13 protein-coding genes are annotated in these 14932 nt (G+C 64.2%); 7 read left to right on the forward strand and 6 right to left on the reverse strand.

Features of this window, described 5'->3' with window-relative positions:
• Positions 1–56: 56 nt before the first annotated feature.
• Complete coding sequence (locus B5495_RS07015; protein WP_154045237.1) at positions 57–2333, forward strand: glycosyltransferase; 2277 nt, start codon at positions 57–59, stop codon at positions 2331–2333.
• Here B5495_RS07015 and B5495_RS07020 read toward each other — a convergent pair.
• The 3 genes from B5495_RS07020 to B5495_RS07030 form a co-directional block, all read right to left on the reverse strand.
• The gene (locus tag B5495_RS07020; RefSeq protein WP_079552477.1) at positions 2330–5389 is read right to left on the reverse strand and encodes an efflux RND transporter permease subunit; all 3060 of its coding nucleotides are present in this window, start codon (positions 5387–5389) and stop codon (positions 2330–2332) included. The two genes, B5495_RS07015 and B5495_RS07020, sit on opposite strands and share 4 nt — an antisense overlap.
• Before the next feature lie 4 nt (positions 5390–5393).
• The gene (locus B5495_RS07025) at positions 5394–6512 is read right to left on the reverse strand and encodes an efflux RND transporter periplasmic adaptor subunit (RefSeq protein ID WP_079552479.1); all 1119 of its coding nucleotides are present in this window, start codon (positions 6510–6512) and stop codon (positions 5394–5396) included.
• A gap of 129 nt (positions 6513–6641) precedes the next feature.
• The gene (locus tag B5495_RS07030) at positions 6642–7577 is read right to left on the reverse strand and encodes a GNAT family N-acetyltransferase (protein WP_079552480.1); all 936 of its coding nucleotides are present in this window, start codon (positions 7575–7577) and stop codon (positions 6642–6644) included.
• 124 nt (positions 7578–7701) lie between these two features.
• Here B5495_RS07030 and B5495_RS07035 point away from each other — a divergent pair, with 124 nt between their 5' ends.
• A complete protein-coding gene (locus B5495_RS07035; RefSeq protein WP_079552482.1) occupies positions 7702–8679 on the forward strand; it encodes a co-chaperone YbbN in 978 nt (325 codons plus the stop codon).
• A 13-nt stretch (positions 8680–8692) separates the two neighbouring features.
• Here B5495_RS07035 and B5495_RS07040 read toward each other — a convergent pair whose 3' ends face one another.
• The gene (locus B5495_RS07040) at positions 8693–9856 is read right to left on the reverse strand and encodes a MalY/PatB family protein (RefSeq protein WP_079552484.1); all 1164 of its coding nucleotides are present in this window, start codon (positions 9854–9856) and stop codon (positions 8693–8695) included.
• A 145-nt stretch (positions 9857–10001) separates the two neighbouring features.
• Between B5495_RS07040 and B5495_RS07045 the strand changes: the two genes are divergently transcribed.
• From B5495_RS07045 to B5495_RS07060, 4 genes are read left to right on the forward strand one after another with little or no spacing between them, the layout of a single operon-like run.
• A complete protein-coding gene (locus tag B5495_RS07045; RefSeq protein ID WP_079552485.1) occupies positions 10002–10304 on the forward strand; it encodes a hypothetical protein in 303 nt (100 codons plus the stop codon).
• Between the two features lie 50 nt (positions 10305–10354).
• Entirely contained in the window at positions 10355–10876 is a 522-nt protein-coding gene (locus B5495_RS07050) for a DUF501 domain-containing protein (protein ID WP_079552487.1), read from the forward strand.
• A gap of 42 nt (positions 10877–10918) precedes the next feature.
• Positions 10919–11467, forward strand: coding sequence for an LOG family protein (locus B5495_RS07055; RefSeq protein ID WP_079552489.1), 549 nt, complete (start codon positions 10919–10921; stop codon positions 11465–11467).
• A 28-nt stretch (positions 11468–11495) separates the two neighbouring features.
• Positions 11496–12467, forward strand: coding sequence for an NAD(P)H-quinone oxidoreductase (locus tag B5495_RS07060; RefSeq protein ID WP_079552491.1), 972 nt, complete (start codon positions 11496–11498; stop codon positions 12465–12467).
• Here the strand turns inward: B5495_RS07060 and B5495_RS07065 are convergent.
• Complete coding sequence (locus tag B5495_RS07065; RefSeq protein ID WP_079552492.1) at positions 12464–12973, reverse strand: hypothetical protein; 510 nt, start codon at positions 12971–12973, stop codon at positions 12464–12466. The genes B5495_RS07060 and B5495_RS07065 overlap by 4 nt on opposite strands.
• 58 nt (positions 12974–13031) lie before the next feature.
• A complete protein-coding gene (locus B5495_RS07070; RefSeq protein WP_079552494.1) occupies positions 13032–13523 on the reverse strand; it encodes a tetratricopeptide repeat protein in 492 nt (163 codons plus the stop codon).
• A 241-nt stretch (positions 13524–13764) separates the two neighbouring features.
• Between B5495_RS07070 and B5495_RS07075 the strand changes: the two genes are divergently transcribed.
• Complete coding sequence (locus B5495_RS07075; RefSeq protein ID WP_079552496.1) at positions 13765–14796, forward strand: NADP(H)-dependent aldo-keto reductase; 1032 nt, start codon at positions 13765–13767, stop codon at positions 14794–14796.
• Positions 14797–14932 lie beyond the last annotated feature (136 nt).

A 14932-nucleotide genomic window follows, 5' to 3' on the forward strand; every position in this document is an offset into this window, starting at 1 on the left:
AGCAGTTATGGTGTAGAAGGTATGGAATAGAAACAGCGGTATATCATGCTATCTTGATGGCGTTATTTCCCCGATCCCACCCGAGGAGACTCAAGCGCGTGCATCGCCAGCGACTCATTCCGTGGATTTTTTACCTTACCCTGACGCTGATTACCGCTCTGCTGGGCTACAAGATCTATCTCAATTTCTTTGAGCAGGATTTTGCCGCCAACCATGCGGTGCAGGTCAAGAAAATTGAAACGCTGCTGGAACAAAAACAACACTACCGCTTTGCCGTGCTGGGCAACATCAACAACTCGGTGGGTATTTTCGAACGCAAGATTATCCCACTGCTGAACAAAGGGGATTACGACTTTGTGATCTCGGCGGGCAACGCCGTGTCCAGCGGCGGCGAGGACAAATACCGCGCGCTGTTCGGCACGCTGTCGCACCTTGAGATTCCCTACCTGCTGACGTTTGGCCAGCAGGAGGAAAGCCGCATCGGCGGGTTCCGCTTTTACGACCACTTCGGCCCCTACCATTTCAGCTTTGCCGCCGGCGATACGCGCTTTACCTTTCTCGATAGCACCGGCACCACCGACTACGGCTGGCAGCTGCGCTGGCTGGACGAAATCCTGCGTTCATCAACTGCCGGCAACCACTTTATGTTCAGCGCCTACCCGCTGTACCCGGTCGACTATTCGGGCCTGTTGCGCCTGGGCCTCGATGACGACTACCTGTTTCCCGATGACTCGCGCCGCGCTTTTACCCAACTGATCGAACGCGCTGGCGTCAAGGCGGTGTTTTCTGCCGAGCTGGCGCTGTTTGACCGCCAGACCCACGGCGCCACCGACTACGTGGTCACCGGCGGCGCCGGCGGGCTGGTGCTCAACCGCGGGCGCAGCCGCTATCACTTTGTCACGGTCGACGTCGACGGCAACAACGTCACCATTGCAGAACAGCCGCTGGATATCGGCCAGCACCCGTTCTGGCGCACTGCGGAAAGCCTGTGGTTTTTCGTCTATTCGCTGTTTTACGTGGGCTATCTCAACTTTATTCTGCTGGTGGCGATCTTTATCGCCATCGCCATCTGGCTGTACCGCAAAATCTTCACCGAGCCCCACTACTACCCCGACTTTGACATCGACCCCGATGCCGACGACGGCACGCCGCTGCGCACGGCCATGTTTACCAACAACTATCTGCCGTTTATCGGCGGCGTGCCGATCTCCATCGAGCGCCTGAAACGCGGGCTGACCGCCCGGGGGCACCCGGTCATGGTTGTCGCCCCGCGCTATGGCCGGGATGACAATCAACCCCGTACGCCGGACGAGGACGACGTGCTGCGGCTGCGCTCGCTGCTGCCGCTGGGCAAGCATCAGGAGTTTCGTCTGGCCAACATTTTCAGCTGGCGGCTGGTGTCACGGGTACGCGATTTTGCGCCGCACATCATTCATGTGCATCACCCGTTCTGGATCGGTCGCGCCGGCCAGCTGATCGGTCGCCTGCTCGGCGTACCGGTGGTGTATACCTACCACACCCGGCTTGAGCATTACGCCCACTACGTGCCGCTGCCCGGGCCGCTGTTTCGCAATTTTATTTCCCACGCGCTGGTCAAGCGCTTTGCCAACGGCTGCGACACGATCATCGTGCCGACCAGTTCGGTGGAGGAATACCTGCGCATGATCGGGGTGAAAAAGCCGATTTTCGTCCAGCCCACCGGCATCGAATACGCGCGTTTTGCGCACCGGGACGAAGCCGCCGTCGAGGCGCTAAAAATGCACTATAGGCTGAGCGGCAAGCGCGTGCTGGTGTCGATTTCGCGCCTGAGCCGCGAGAAAAATATCGACTTCATGCTCGACGGCCTGCGCCTGCTGCACGACAGCGGCGAGCACGATGCCCACCTGCTGCTAATAGGTGAAGGCCACGACCGCCGGCGCCTTGAGGCACGCATCGATGCGCTGGCGCTGAGTGAGAACGTGACGCTGGTAGGCGCGGTGGCCCCGGCGGATATCCCGCTTTACTGCCACCTGGCCGAGCTTTTCGTCTTCGCCTCACGCTCGGAAACCCAGGGCATGGTGGTGCTGGAGGCCATGGCCGCCGGCCTGCCGGTGGTGGTGATCCGCTCGAGCGGCATCGAAGATATCGTCACCCAGGGTAACAACGGCTACAAAACCGCGCCGGACGTACAGGCGTGGAGCCGCGCCGTGGCCACGCTGCTAGGCGATGACGACAAGCGCCGGCGCATGGGCCGCCAGGCGGCCGAGTTTGCCGCCGGCCATTGCATCGAGCGCTTCGCCCACAGCGTGCTGCGCGCCTACCGCTACGCGCTGGCGGCCAAGCGCAAGACTTAGCGCTCGGCCTCTGGCGCCTGTGCTGCAATGCGGAACCAGAGCGCGTACAGCGCGGGCACAAACAGCAGGGTAATCAGCGTGCCCGCGGCCACGCCGCCAATCAGCACATAGGCCAGCGGCCCCCAGAAGCTGTCCATGGTCAGCGGGATAAAGGCAAACACCGCCGCCACCGCGGTGAGCACTACCGGGCGCGCGCGCTGCACGCCGGCTTCGACCACGGCCTCGCGCAGCGGCATGCCGTGGTGCTGGTTGTCGGCCACCTGCTGGGTCAGGATCAGCGTGTTGCGCATCAGAATCCCCGCCAGCCCGATCAGCCCCAACATGGCCACAAAGCCAAACGGTTGGCCGAACAGCAGCAGCGCGGCCACCGCGCCAATCAGCCCCAGCGGCGCTGTCGCCACCACCATGAAGGTGCCGGAGAACGAACGCATCTGCAGCATGATAAACGTCAGCATCAGGATCACCATCAGCGGCTGCAGCGCCGTAATCGAGGCTTCGGCCTTGGCCGACTGTTCGATTGAGCCGCCCATTTCCAGCCGGTAGCCGTTGGGCAGGCCCGCGCGCAGGTCACTCAGCGAGTCCCACACCTGCTGGCTGACGTCTTTGGCCTGAGCGCCGGAGACTTCGGCGCTAACGGCCACAAACGGCTCGCGGTTGTAGCGCTTGATCACCGGCTGTTCAAAGGCGATTTCCAGCTCGCCGAGCTGGGTCAGCGGCACGCGCTTGCCGTCGTGGGTTTGCACCTCGAGGCTTTCCAGCGTCGCCACGTCGTCTGCCGCCGCGCGACCCACGGCGGGCGCCAGCCGGATACCGTCGCGCAGCTGGGTAATGGTGACCCCGTCGAGCTGGAACTGCAGCTGGCGCGCCACGTCGTCCGGCGACAGCCCCACCAGCTGCAGCCGGTGGGAATCCATCGCCAGATGCACCGTGGGTACCCGCGCGTCCCAGGCCAGATGCGGGTCGCGAGTGGCGGGGTTTTGGGCAAAGATATCGCGCACCTGGTGGCCAATCTCGCGCAGCGTATCGGTATCGTGGCCAAGCACGCGCACGCTTACCGGCCAGTCGACCGGCGGGCCGTAGAGCAGCGTTTCCACCCGCACCCGCGCCTCGGGAAACTCGCCGTTGGCCACGTGTTGCTTGAGCGTTTTCAGCAACGCGTCCCGGGCGTCGATGTCGTCCGCCACGGCGATCATTTTGGCAAAAGCCGGGTTGGGCTGCTCGGGGCTTGCCGAGATGAAAAACCGCGGCGCGCCGCCGCCCACGTAGGCCGACAGCGAGGCCACGCCGTCGGCCTGATTAATCAGCGTTTCCAGCCGGCGCGTGGTGGCATCGGTCGCCGCGATCGAGGTGCCTTCGGGGTGATCGACGCTGACCAGCACTTCAAGGCGGTCAGAGCTGGGGAAAAACTGCTTTTCCACCGGGCCGGCCATCCCCGCAATGGCGAGCAACAGCAATGCAAGCGTGATACCCACCACGGTTTTGCGATAGTGCACGCAGCCGCTGACCAGCCGGCGCAGCCGCCGGTAGTGGTGCGACTGATAGGCGTCGCCTTCCTCGGTCGCCTTGGCGTGGCGCTCGGGCATCAGCTTGACGCCCAGATACGGCGTGAACACCACCGCCACGACCCACGAGAGCAGTAGCGCAATGGCCAGCACCCAGAAAATATTGCCGGCGTATTCGCCCACGTTGGAGCGGGCAAAGCCGATGGGCACAAAGCCCGCCACCGTCACCAGGGTGCCAAACAGCATCGGCGCGGCGGTAACTTCCCAGGCGTGGGAGGCCGCGCTGATGCGGTCCCAGCCCTGTTCCATCCTGACCATCATCATCTCGATGGCGATGATCGCATCGTCCACCAACAGCCCCAGCGCGATGATCAGCGCGCCGAGCGTAACGCGGTCCAGGTTGATCCCCATGGCTTTCATGACCACGAACGTCATCGCCAGCGTCACCGGAATCGCAATCCCCACGACCACGCCTGCGCGCAGCCCCACGGCGACCATGGTCACCAGCATGACCACCACCACGGCGACCAGAAACTTCACCTGAAACAGGTTGACTGCGCCGGCGATGGCGTCGGCCTGATTGGTCATCACATCGAGCGAGATGCCCAGCGGCAGGCGCTCGCGTTCCTGCTCCCAAAACGCGTCCAACCGCTCGCCGAACGCCAGGCCGTTGGCACCGTCGCGCATGACCACGCCCAGCAGCAGCGCATCTTCGCCGAAGGCGCGCACCATAAAGTCGGGTGGGTCTTCGTAGCCACGGGACACGCTGGCGATATCGCCGAGGCGTATCAGCCGCTCGCCGATACGGATCGGCACGTCGGCCAGCGCCTCAGGGTCAGAGAGATCGCTGCCCAACCGCAGATACACCCGCGGCCCGTCGGTGTCGAGATAGCCCGCGGGCAGCAGCCGATTGTGCGCCTCGATGGCGTCGAACACGTCCTGCGGGGCAATCCCCAAACTCTGCAGCTGGGGCATATCGAAGTCGATTTGCACGCGTTCGTCGCGCTCGCCCAGCACCTCGGCACGGTTGACGCCGTCGACCCGCTGCAGCCGGTCGCGAATGCCCTCGGCGTCGCGCAGCATCTCGCGCATCGACATATCCGGCGCGGTCAGCGCCACCAGCGAGAAATACACATCGCCGAAGTCTTCGTTGATGATCGGCCCGATCACGCCGTCGGGCAGCGTGCCGGCGGCGTCCTGCATGCGCCGGCGCACCTGATAAAAACGCTGGGGCACGGCGTCGCTGGGGGTGGATTCCTCAAACTCGATCTGCATGTCCGCCCGCCCGGGACGGATGGTGGTTTCGACCCGGTCGACGTTATCCACCGCCTGAATCTGTTTTTCCAGCGGGTCGGCGACGTTATTCTGGATGTCTTCGGGCGTGGCCCCCGGCCATACCGCTGAAACCATCATCACGCGCATGGTGAAGTCGGGATCTTCCGCGCGGCCCATGGCAACAAAGGCGTAAAGTCCGGCCAGCAGCGCGATGATCAGGAAAAACAGCGTCACCGAGCGCTCGCGCACCGCAATCGCCGATAAATTGGGAAAACTCACGGCGTTACTCCTCGTCGTCACGCGGGGCATCAAGGGCGCGCACGGGCATAGCCGGCGCCAGCAGGTGCGTCCCCAGCGCAATCACGCGCATACCGTCGCTTAATTCGCTGCCGCTGACCAGCGCCCGGTCGCGCTCGATTTTTGCCACCGTGACGGCAAACGCCCGGGCTTTGCCGTCAACAATATGCCACAGCCGTGGTCCATCACCGCGCTCGTCCACGGCGGCCACCGGCACGCGGTAAAGCGACGGCGCGTTATGTGCCATTGCCGCGCCCGCCGGCGTTGTCTCAAAGCGGGTTTGCACCACCTCGCCTAAGCCAAGGCCCAGCCCGATTCCGTCAGGCAGTTCTTCCGCGGGCGAACCATCGGCCAGCCGGTAGCGCGCCTGCCAGGTACGGCTGGCCGCATCCACCGAGCCGGACACTTCGCGGCGCTCCAGCGCAATACGCGCCTCATTCAGCAGCAGCTCGCCGCTCGCCGGCGGGCGTACATCAGACGGAAACGCGACTTCGACCTCGCGCGGGCCGGCCTTGGCCAGCCGCGCCACCGGGTGGCCGGTTTGTACCACCTGCCCCGGCTCGCCGCTGACCTCAATCAGCAGGCCGTCGCTTTCGGCGCGCAACGTGGCGTATTCCAGCGCGTTTTGTGCCTGCTCCATGCGCGCTCGGGCGGCATCTTCCTGGGTATCGGCCTGCTCGGCGGAAAGTTGGGCGCGGTCAAATGCCTGACGGCTCAGATAGTCGCGTTTGAACAGCTTGCGGTCGCGCTCCAGATCCGCCCGGGCCACCGCCGCCGAGGCCTGCGCCGAAGCCAATTCGGCCTTCGACGCGCTCAGCGACTGGCGCAAATCGCTCGGATCCAGCGTAAACAGCACGTCGCCTTTGACCACCCGCTGGCCCGAGTCCACCTTGCGGGTGGCAATTTGGCCGCCGACCTGAAACGCCTGAGGTGTTTCATAGCGCGCGCGAATCACCCCGGTCAGGCGAATCGTCGGTGCCGTCACCGGCGTTACCACGCCGGTCTTGACGCGCTGTTCCTGCGTCTGGCCGGCGCCGTCCGCCGAAGGGTCGCCACAGCCGGAAAGCACCAGCGCAGCGCATAAAAAGGCCGCTAATTTACGCATGCATCGTCTCTTTTCGCAGGGTGGCGTTGCGTTGATGGTTCAACGCCGTGTGGTGTAGCCGTCACGATAAATCAAACGATCGTTTATTAACACAATCGTTTATGGGTTAAGGCTCATAAACCCTGCCGCTCAGTCAGCCTGCCGGGCAGTCCAGGCGTAAACCTGCTGGCGCGAATAGCCGGTAAATCCGGCGCGCTGATAGAGCCGGCAGGCCGGCGTGTTGGTGGTATCCACCGAGAGCAGCACGCGCTCGGCGTCGGCTTTATACGCCTCGGCAAACGCCGCATCAAGCACCGCACGCCCCAGCCCTCGGCCACGCGCCTGCGGCGTTAGCCCCATCAGCAGAAGTTCCATGCCCTGCACCTCGGGGCGCGGCGCCAGCAGCAACGCGCCGATGGGGGCCGCATCCGGCGTATCCGCAGGATAAATCGCCCACCAGTGGGCGGGCGCGCTGGCGTCCTGCTGCAGGAATCCGGCCAGCAACGCTTCGGTATCCAGCGCCTCGCGCAGCGCGACGCAGTCCAGCGAGTCTTGCTGTACATCGCCCAGCAGCGCAATTTGTTGCTCGCGGCCAAGCGTGGCCCAGGGCACCAGCCGGATAGCCGGGGTTGCCGTCGGCGCGCTCACCGGCGCGGTCAGGTATTCGAGCGGCGCCAGCAGGCGCATTCCTGCGTCTTCGAGCTGCCGGGCAGCGGCGGTGTCCTCGGGCGTCAGCACGGTCTGGCACAGCGCAAAGCCCTGTTCGTGCATAAAGCGCCGGCCCGCGGCCAGCAGCTCGGCGGCGATATCGCCCGTGGCGTGGGGCTGCCACAGCTGCGCCATGTTGCCGGGCAGCGGCTGCACCCACAGCGCGGCCTTTAGCGTGTCGCCGTGCATGGCCACCCAGAGTCCGTCCCAGTCGTGGTCGGGCGCCTCCAAATGGGCATCAACTGCCTGGGCCAGCTCGCGGCGGCCGGCGGTGTATTGCGCGCCCGCCAACTGTAAAACAGCCTGACGGCGTAGCGTCAGGGGGCAGGGTCTAAGCGAATCAAAAGCCGCATCAACCGCGGCATCGGGGGTAGACATAACGCTGAGGTCTCCTGAAAGTAAAAAACGCAGCCTGCGTGCCGCGCCTTGAATCCGGGCGGGTTCGCCTGCATATCTTATGCCAAGTTTATTGCCTTTTAGATTGTCTTATTAGAGAGTTCCCATGCCGATTATTGACCCGCGTACCGGCGAAGCGCTGACCGCCCCGCTCGATCAGACCGCTGCGACGCCCGAGGCCTCGCCCGCACAGCCCGCTGCCCCGGGCGATAACGCTGCCACCGGCGAGGTGCGCCGCGAAGACGTGATCCTCGACGCGGATGCCAGCAACATCCAGCAGATCCTCGAAGCCTCCATGCAGGTGCCGTTTTTGCTCGGCTGCTGGTCACCCGAGTCCGAAGCGTGCCAGACGCTGATGCCGGTACTCGAGAAGCTCGCGCTGGAATACCGCGGCGCGTTTGTGCTGGCAAGGCTCGACGTAGCGGCCAATCCCGAGATTGCCGGCCAGTTGGGCGTGGGGTCGGTGCCGGACGTCAAGCTGGTCAGTCAGGGCGGGCTGGTCGATGGCTTTCAGGGGGCATTGCCGGAAAAAGAGCTGCGTGAATGGCTGGGGCGCTACTTTCAGGCACCGGAAGACGCCCCGGCCAGCCCCGAGGAGCTGGCCGCCGCCGCGCTTGACGCCGGCGATACCGCTACCGCCCGGGAAATCTACCAAACGCTGGTCGAGCAGTATCCCGAACATTACGCCTATCAGGTCAGTTTGGCGCGCACGCTGGTGACCGAAGGTTTGAGCGACGACGCCCGCGGCGTGCTCGACAATCTGCCGCCCGAAGAGCGCGACGCCGCCCCGGCGCGGGGCGTGCGTGCCAGCATCGAGTTTGGCGAGCGCGCCCTGCCCCCGGCCGAGATCGATGCGCTGGGCGAGCGCGACGACAGCGACGCGCAGTTTCAGCGCGCCCTGCGCCATCTCGCCGACGGCAGCTACGAAGCAGGGCTTGAAGGCCTGCTGCGTCTGATGAAAAGCGATCGCGCGTATAGCGACGACGCCGCGCGCAAGACGCTTTTGCAGGTATTCGACGCACTGGGCGCCGACCATCCGCTCACCGTCACGTACCGCCGCAAGCTGTTTGCCCAGCTGTACTAAACGCGTTTTGCCGTTAGCCCTTGAGTAGCGCGTCCATGCGCTCAAGGGCGGCGTCCAGCTGGGTGGCCGTGGTGCCAAAATTCAGCCGCACGAAGCCCGGATTGCCGAAATCCGCGCCGTCGGACAGCGCCACGCCGGCCTGCTCCAACAGCGTCGTCTGCGGCGTGGCACCCAGCCCCGCGTCGCGCATATCCAGCCAGGCCAGATAGGTCGACTCGGGCGCGCTCATGCTCACCCCCGGCCATTGTGCGACCTGCTCGATCAGGCGCTGGCGGTGGCTCCGCAGCGTTTCCAGCAGCGCCTGGCGCCACGGCTCGCCTGCGCTGTAGGCCGCCTCGGCGGCGGTTAGCCCCAGCACGTTGCATTCGGGCAGCAGCCCTTTTGTCGCCGCCTGAAAACGCTGGCGCAGCGCGGGATCGGCAATCACCGCGCAGGCGGTGCTTAGCCCGGCCAGGTTGAAGGTTTTCGACGGTGCCCAGAGCGTGATGGTACGCGCCAGCAGCTCGGGGAAGGCCGCCGCCAGCGGCCGATGGCGTGCGCCCTCATCCAGCAGCAAATCGCAGTGCAGCTCGTCCGAGACCACGTATAAATTGTGCCGCACCGCCAGCTCGGCAAGCCCAGCAAGCTCATCTTCGCGCCATACGCGCCCGGTGGGGTTATGCGGCTGGCACCACAGCAGCAGACGGGTCTCGGGGGTAATCGCGGCTTCAAGTGCGTCAAGGTCAAGGCGCCAGTCGCCACCCGGCGCGTCAGGCGGTGCCAACGCGGCCTGCTGCGCCAGCCGGCCGGTATGCTGGGCGACGCTCAAAAACGGCGGGTAAATCGGCGTCACGGTCAACACGCCGTCGCCGGGGTTGGTCAACGCCAGGCTTGCCACGTGCAGCGCCGGCACCACGCCTGGCAACCACTGCTGCCAGCCGGGCTCAATCGCCCAGCCGTAGTGGGTTTCGCTCCACTCGCAAAGCGCTGACTCAAGCCCGGCGGACACGTTGGCGTAGCCGTAAACGCCGTGATCCACGTGGCGGGCCAGCGCCTCATTAACGTTGGGCGGCGAACGAAAATCCATATCCGCGACCCAAAGCGGTAGCACCTCGCTTGCGTAGCGGTGCCATTTTTTTGACGACCAGCCGCCGTCGGGGGTGCGCCGTTCAATCGGCGTGGCAAAATCAAACGCCATGGTAGTCCTCTGTTCGTGACACAAAGCTCGATGATAAGACTCGGGATATCGACCCAGAAACCGGTTATCAGCAGTCCCTGAAGCATGCCGTCGCAACGGATATTCAGCAACCCCGTTTCTTGCGGGAACCGTCAGGAGCCACTTTATGGCCATCCGCTACAATCTATGGCTCGACCCGGACAACACGCCCCAGCATCGCGCGGTAGAGGCGGAGCTTGAACGTTATTTCATGGAGCGCTTTGCCGACTATCCGCACATTCGTCTGGCCGGCGCCGATCCCTACGATTATGATGCGCCCTTCAACCGGCTTTACGGCGTGCTGATGGCGCGCGCCGCCGAGTTTTGCGAAGAGCGCTGGGGCTATGTGGCCTCCCCCGCGCAGTTGAATCGCTGCTTTTTTCGCGCCGTGGGGCGTTCCAACAAGTTTGTTCAGGATCTGCCCACCTGAGAACGCCTGCGCGACTGCCGTCCAACCCCTATGCTGCAAGAGACTTTTCCATGCTGACCCGTACCCGGCACGCCCCTTCGGCGTCTGAGATTGATATCATCACCTGCCAGCTGGGCCGCGCGCCCCGCGGTCTTGAGGCCATTGCCGCCGTCGACGGTGAAGGCACGCCGCTGGCGCTGCGCATGGCGCCGATCCTCAACGGCGCGCCCTTCCCCACGCTTTACTGGCTATGTTCCGAGCGTCTGAAGGTGGAAATTTCGCACCTCGAAGCCGCCGGCGTGATCAAACAGCTGGAGCAGCGGCTTCAGGAAGACCCCGACTTTCTCGCCGCCTATCACCAGAGCCACCGCGACTACATCGCCGAGCGCTGGGAGTGGATGAGCGCAGAACAAAAGGCTGACATCGAACGCCGCGGCTATACCCAGGTGCTCACCGAACGCGGCGTCGGCGGCATTGCCAGCTGGGATCAGGTGCGCTGCCTGCACACCCAGTACGCCCACCATCTGGGCAGCCACAACGTGATTGGCCAATGGCTCGACGATACGTACCAGCTGGCCAGCTGCCTGCCCTGAGCATCGCCAATTCTCCTCTTATCCGCTAACAAGGAACTCCGCATGGCACGTTTTTGCGTTTATCTCGGCTCACGCTCGGGCAACCATCCCGAGTTTCGTCAGGCCGCCATCGCGTTGGGGTCGGCCCTCGCCAAGCGCGGGCACACGCTGGTCTACGGCGGCGCGCGCGTGGGCCTGATGGGGGAGCTGGCCAACGCCGTGCTGGATACCGGCGGCGAGGCCATCGGCGTGATGCCCGATCATCTGGTCGAGCGCGAGCAGGCGCACTTCGGCCTGAGCGAGCTGATTCGCGTGCACGACATGCACGAGCGCAAAGCCACCATGGCCGCCAACGCCGATGCGTTCATGGCGCTGCCCGGCGGTATCGGCACGCTTGAGGAGCTGTTTGAAATCTGGACCTGGGGCTATCTCGGGCTGCATGAAAAGCCGCTGGGCGTGCTCAACGTGCAGGATTTTTATTCGCCGCTGCTGACCTTTCTTGATTCGACCGTTGGCCACGGCTTTCTCAACGCACCGACCCGCGACATGCTGCTCGATGCCACAACACCCGACACGCTGCTTGACGCGTTGGAAGCCCAGCTGCAAGGCTGAAACGTTCGCAACCCACAAGGAGTTTGCCATGCACGCCGTTACCTTCAGCCAGCAGCACGCCGACTGGCAGGAAGTGCCCGATCTCGCCCCGCCCGGCGAAGGCGAGGTACAGCTTCGGGTGGCCTACGCCGGCGTTAACCGCGCCGATCTGATGCAGCGCGCCGGCCAGTATGCGCCGCCGCCCGGCGTGTCTGACATACCCGGGCTTGAAGTCAGCGCCACGGTGGCCAACGTGGGAGCCAGCGTCGACCATTTGGCCGTCGGCGACCGGGTCTGTGCACTGCTGACCGGCGGCGGCTACGCCGAGATGGTCAACGTCGATGCCCGTCAGGTGCTGCCGCTGCCGCGCGGGCTCGACCTGCGCACGGGCGCGGCGCTGCCGGAAGTCTTCGCCACCGCGTGGCTTAACCTGTTTATGGAAGGCAACCTGCAGGCCGGCGAGCGCGTACTGCTGCACGCCGGCGCCAGCGGCGTGGGCAGCGCGGCCATTCAGCTGTGCCGCGCATTCGGCCACCCGTGCTTTGTGACGGCCGGCAGCCGCGCCAAGCTCGACGCCTGCCATAAACTCGGCGCCGACGCGGGCTTCAACCGCCACGACGGCAGCTTTGCTGACGCGGTACAAGCCTGGGGCGAGGTGGATGTAATTCTTGATCCGGTGGGGGCAAGCTACCTGCCCGACAATCAGCGCGTGCTGAACACCGACGGGCGGCTGGTGCTGATCGGCATTATGGGCGGCCGTCACGCCGAGCTGGATATGGGACGACTGCTGATGAAGCGTCAGCGTCTGCTGGGCTCAACCCTGCGCAGTAAGCCGGCCGCAGCCAAGGGCGCCATCATGCAAGCGCTTTATACCCACGTTTGGCCGCTTTTGGAAAGCGGTGAAATTAGCGCGCTGCTCGACCGCTGCTGGCCCATTGAGCAGGTCAACGACGCCCACGCGCACATGGAAAGCAATGCCAATACGGGCAAGGTGCTATTAATGATTAACGCTGGAGATTAACGCGATGGCGTCGTCAGGCTGAGCGTCCGGGCGTAGGTTAGCTGCAGCAGGCGGGCGTCGTCGCCGGCGCGGTGGCGATGGATGCCACGCTCGGCAATCAGCGCCTCCTTGGTGTCGCTCCATAGCGCCTGCTGGTCTTCGCTGAGCAGCAGGCGTAGCGCCTCCAGACGAAAGCCCGGCAGCATGCCGGCGTGATGAAACAGCAGCGAGAGCCAAGTGTTATCGTAGCCCCAGCTGTCGCTGTAGGCTTTACCGAGGCCAGACAGCTCGTCGTTGAGCCAGCACGCCACCTGAACCACGGGGTAGCCTTCGCGCTGCAGACGCGCACGCGAGATACCGTGGAGCAGCTCGGCCTTGGGGTCCCAGTGGGTCCATTCCTCCAGCGGCTGAATCAGCAACGCGCAGCGGCTGCCGTCGGGGCGGGCAATGCCCACCTCGATCGGATAGCTGCCGCGCCCGAACCCGGACGCTTCGACATCCAGCAGTGTAGGTAGCGTCTCGGTCACGAGCCTTCTCATCCTGTGAAGCGCGTCATCCTGTGAAGCGTCGTGTGTCTCGCCGGGCTCAGGAAGCGCCGGCCGAGTGCAGCGAGCCATCGGCCATCTGCTGCCAGTAATCGGCCTGTTCGCCGTCAACGGCAAGCCCCAGTTCGCCCTGCTGATAGGCGCGCATCAGCCGCTCGGCGGCCAGATAATGCCCGGCCTTGGCCGCGCGGGCATACCAGGTCACCGCGTATTCATCGCGGCTCGGGTACTGCGCGCAGCCGTACTCGTAAATCCTCGCCACCTGGTACTGGGCCTTTAAATCACCCGCGTGGGCGGCTTCCACCACGTAACGCGCGCCGCGGGCTTTATCCTGCGGCGAAGCGCTGCGATGAAACAGCATATGCCCATAAACCGACAGCGCGTCCGGATGTCCGGCGTCCGCGCAGCGTTTGAATAGCCTGAGAGTCAGACGCTGGGTGCGCTTTGAGCGCGGCAAAAGCCAGCGAGTATGAAACAGCCTCTCGGCCAGGCGATATTCAAGACGCGTAAACAAAGCTGATGCCTGCAGCATGGCAAACCACCTTGCCTATCAAGTTGATCCCGGAAAGGCCGCTAAAAAGTACTTGCGACCGGCCTACCCCGCATGCAATCGGCCTTGGCCGGTGGAGGGGCTGGCAAGCATACGCCTGGCGATCCAAGGACTCAACCCCCATGATTTGCCGCCCGCGAACACCGCCGCTACCATGCTTTGCACATGCAGAATAAAGGCCGCTTTTGGCCATGCGTTTCCGCTTTTCAGCAAGGAGATCACGATGCACACGCGCCCCTTGGGTAACACCGGTATAGAAGTCAGCCGGCTATGCCTGGGTACCATGACGTTTGGCGAGCAGAACACCGAGGCCGAGGCCCACGAACAGCTTGATCGCGCCGTTGCTTTTGGCATCAACTTCATCGACACGGCAGAAATGTATCCGGTGCCGCCACGCGCTGACACCCAGGGGCTCACCGAGCGCTATATCGGCTCCTGGCTTGCCCGGCGCGGCTCCCGAGACGACGTGATCATTGGCAGCAAGGCCGCCGGCCCCGGAGCAGACCACATTCGCGGCGGTCCGCGCCTGACTCGCGAACATCTGCATCAGGCCATTGATTCAAGCCTTGCGCGGCTGAACACCGACTACGTGGATCTCTACCAGCTGCACTGGCCCGACCGTCAGGCCAACTTTTTCGGCAAACTGGGCTATGCCCATGACGAGGAAGAAGACGCCACGCCGCTGGAAGAAAGCCTGTCGGCGCTGAAAGAGCTGGTCGACGCCGGCAAGGTACGCGCCATTGGTCTGTCCAACGAAACGCCCTGGGGCGTGATGAAAGCGCTTGAGATTGCCGATCGGCTGGGTCTGCCGCGGATTGCCTCGGTGCAAAACCCGTATAACCTGCTCAACCGTTCGTTTGAAGTCGGGCTTGGCGAAATCGCCCACCGCGAGGACGTGGGCCTGCTGGCCTACTCGCCGCTGGCCTTCGGGGCGCTGTCGGGCAAGTATTTAAACGGCGCGCAACCGGCCAAGGGCCGGCTGACGCTGTATGAGCGCTTTAAGCGCTATACCACGCCACAGGCCGAGACAGCGATTGACGCCTACGTCGCCCTGGCGCGCGATTGCGGGCTGGATCCGGCGCAGATGGCGCTCGGCTTCGTCAATTCGCGCCGTTTTCTGACCAGCAACATCATCGGTGCCACCACCATGGCGCAGCTCGAAAGCAATCTGGACAGCGAAGCGTTACGGCTGGACGACGACGTGCTCGATGCCATCGACGACATCCACCGGCGCATGCCCAATCCCTGCCCCTGAGCGCCGTTTATAAGAACGCTCCATCAGAACGATCCACAAGAGCTATTCTGCCGCTATCACCGTGATAGCCCCGGCCTTGGCCGGGGCTTGGTATCATGTCGAATAAATCGGTTATTTCCCGAGCTTAATCACACTG

Source organism: Vreelandella subglaciescola (assembly GCF_900142895.1).
Classification (GTDB): domain Bacteria; phylum Pseudomonadota; class Gammaproteobacteria; order Pseudomonadales; family Halomonadaceae; genus Vreelandella; species Vreelandella subglaciescola.

Coding starts and splice junctions, on each gene's coding strand:
- B5495_RS07015 (WP_154045237.1), top strand. CDS start 57: ATGGCGTTATTTCCCCGATCCCACCCGAGGAGACTCAAGCGCGTGCAT.
- B5495_RS07025 (WP_079552479.1), bottom strand. CDS start 6,512: ATGCGTAAATTAGCGGCCTTTTTATGCGCTGCGCTGGTGCTTTCCGGC.
- B5495_RS07030 (WP_079552480.1), bottom strand. CDS start 7,577: ATGTCTACCCCCGATGCCGCGGTTGATGCGGCTTTTGATTCGCTTAGA.
- B5495_RS07035 (WP_079552482.1), top strand. CDS start 7,702: ATGCCGATTATTGACCCGCGTACCGGCGAAGCGCTGACCGCCCCGCTC.
- B5495_RS07040 (WP_079552484.1), bottom strand. CDS start 9,856: ATGGCGTTTGATTTTGCCACGCCGATTGAACGGCGCACCCCCGACGGC.
- B5495_RS07045 (WP_079552485.1), top strand. CDS start 10,002: ATGGCCATCCGCTACAATCTATGGCTCGACCCGGACAACACGCCCCAG.
- B5495_RS07050 (WP_079552487.1), top strand. CDS start 10,355: ATGCTGACCCGTACCCGGCACGCCCCTTCGGCGTCTGAGATTGATATC.
- B5495_RS07055 (WP_079552489.1), top strand. CDS start 10,919: ATGGCACGTTTTTGCGTTTATCTCGGCTCACGCTCGGGCAACCATCCC.
- B5495_RS07060 (WP_079552491.1), top strand. CDS start 11,496: ATGCACGCCGTTACCTTCAGCCAGCAGCACGCCGACTGGCAGGAAGTG.
- B5495_RS07070 (WP_079552494.1), bottom strand. CDS start 13,523: ATGCTGCAGGCATCAGCTTTGTTTACGCGTCTTGAATATCGCCTGGCC.
- B5495_RS07075 (WP_079552496.1), top strand. CDS start 13,765: ATGCACACGCGCCCCTTGGGTAACACCGGTATAGAAGTCAGCCGGCTA.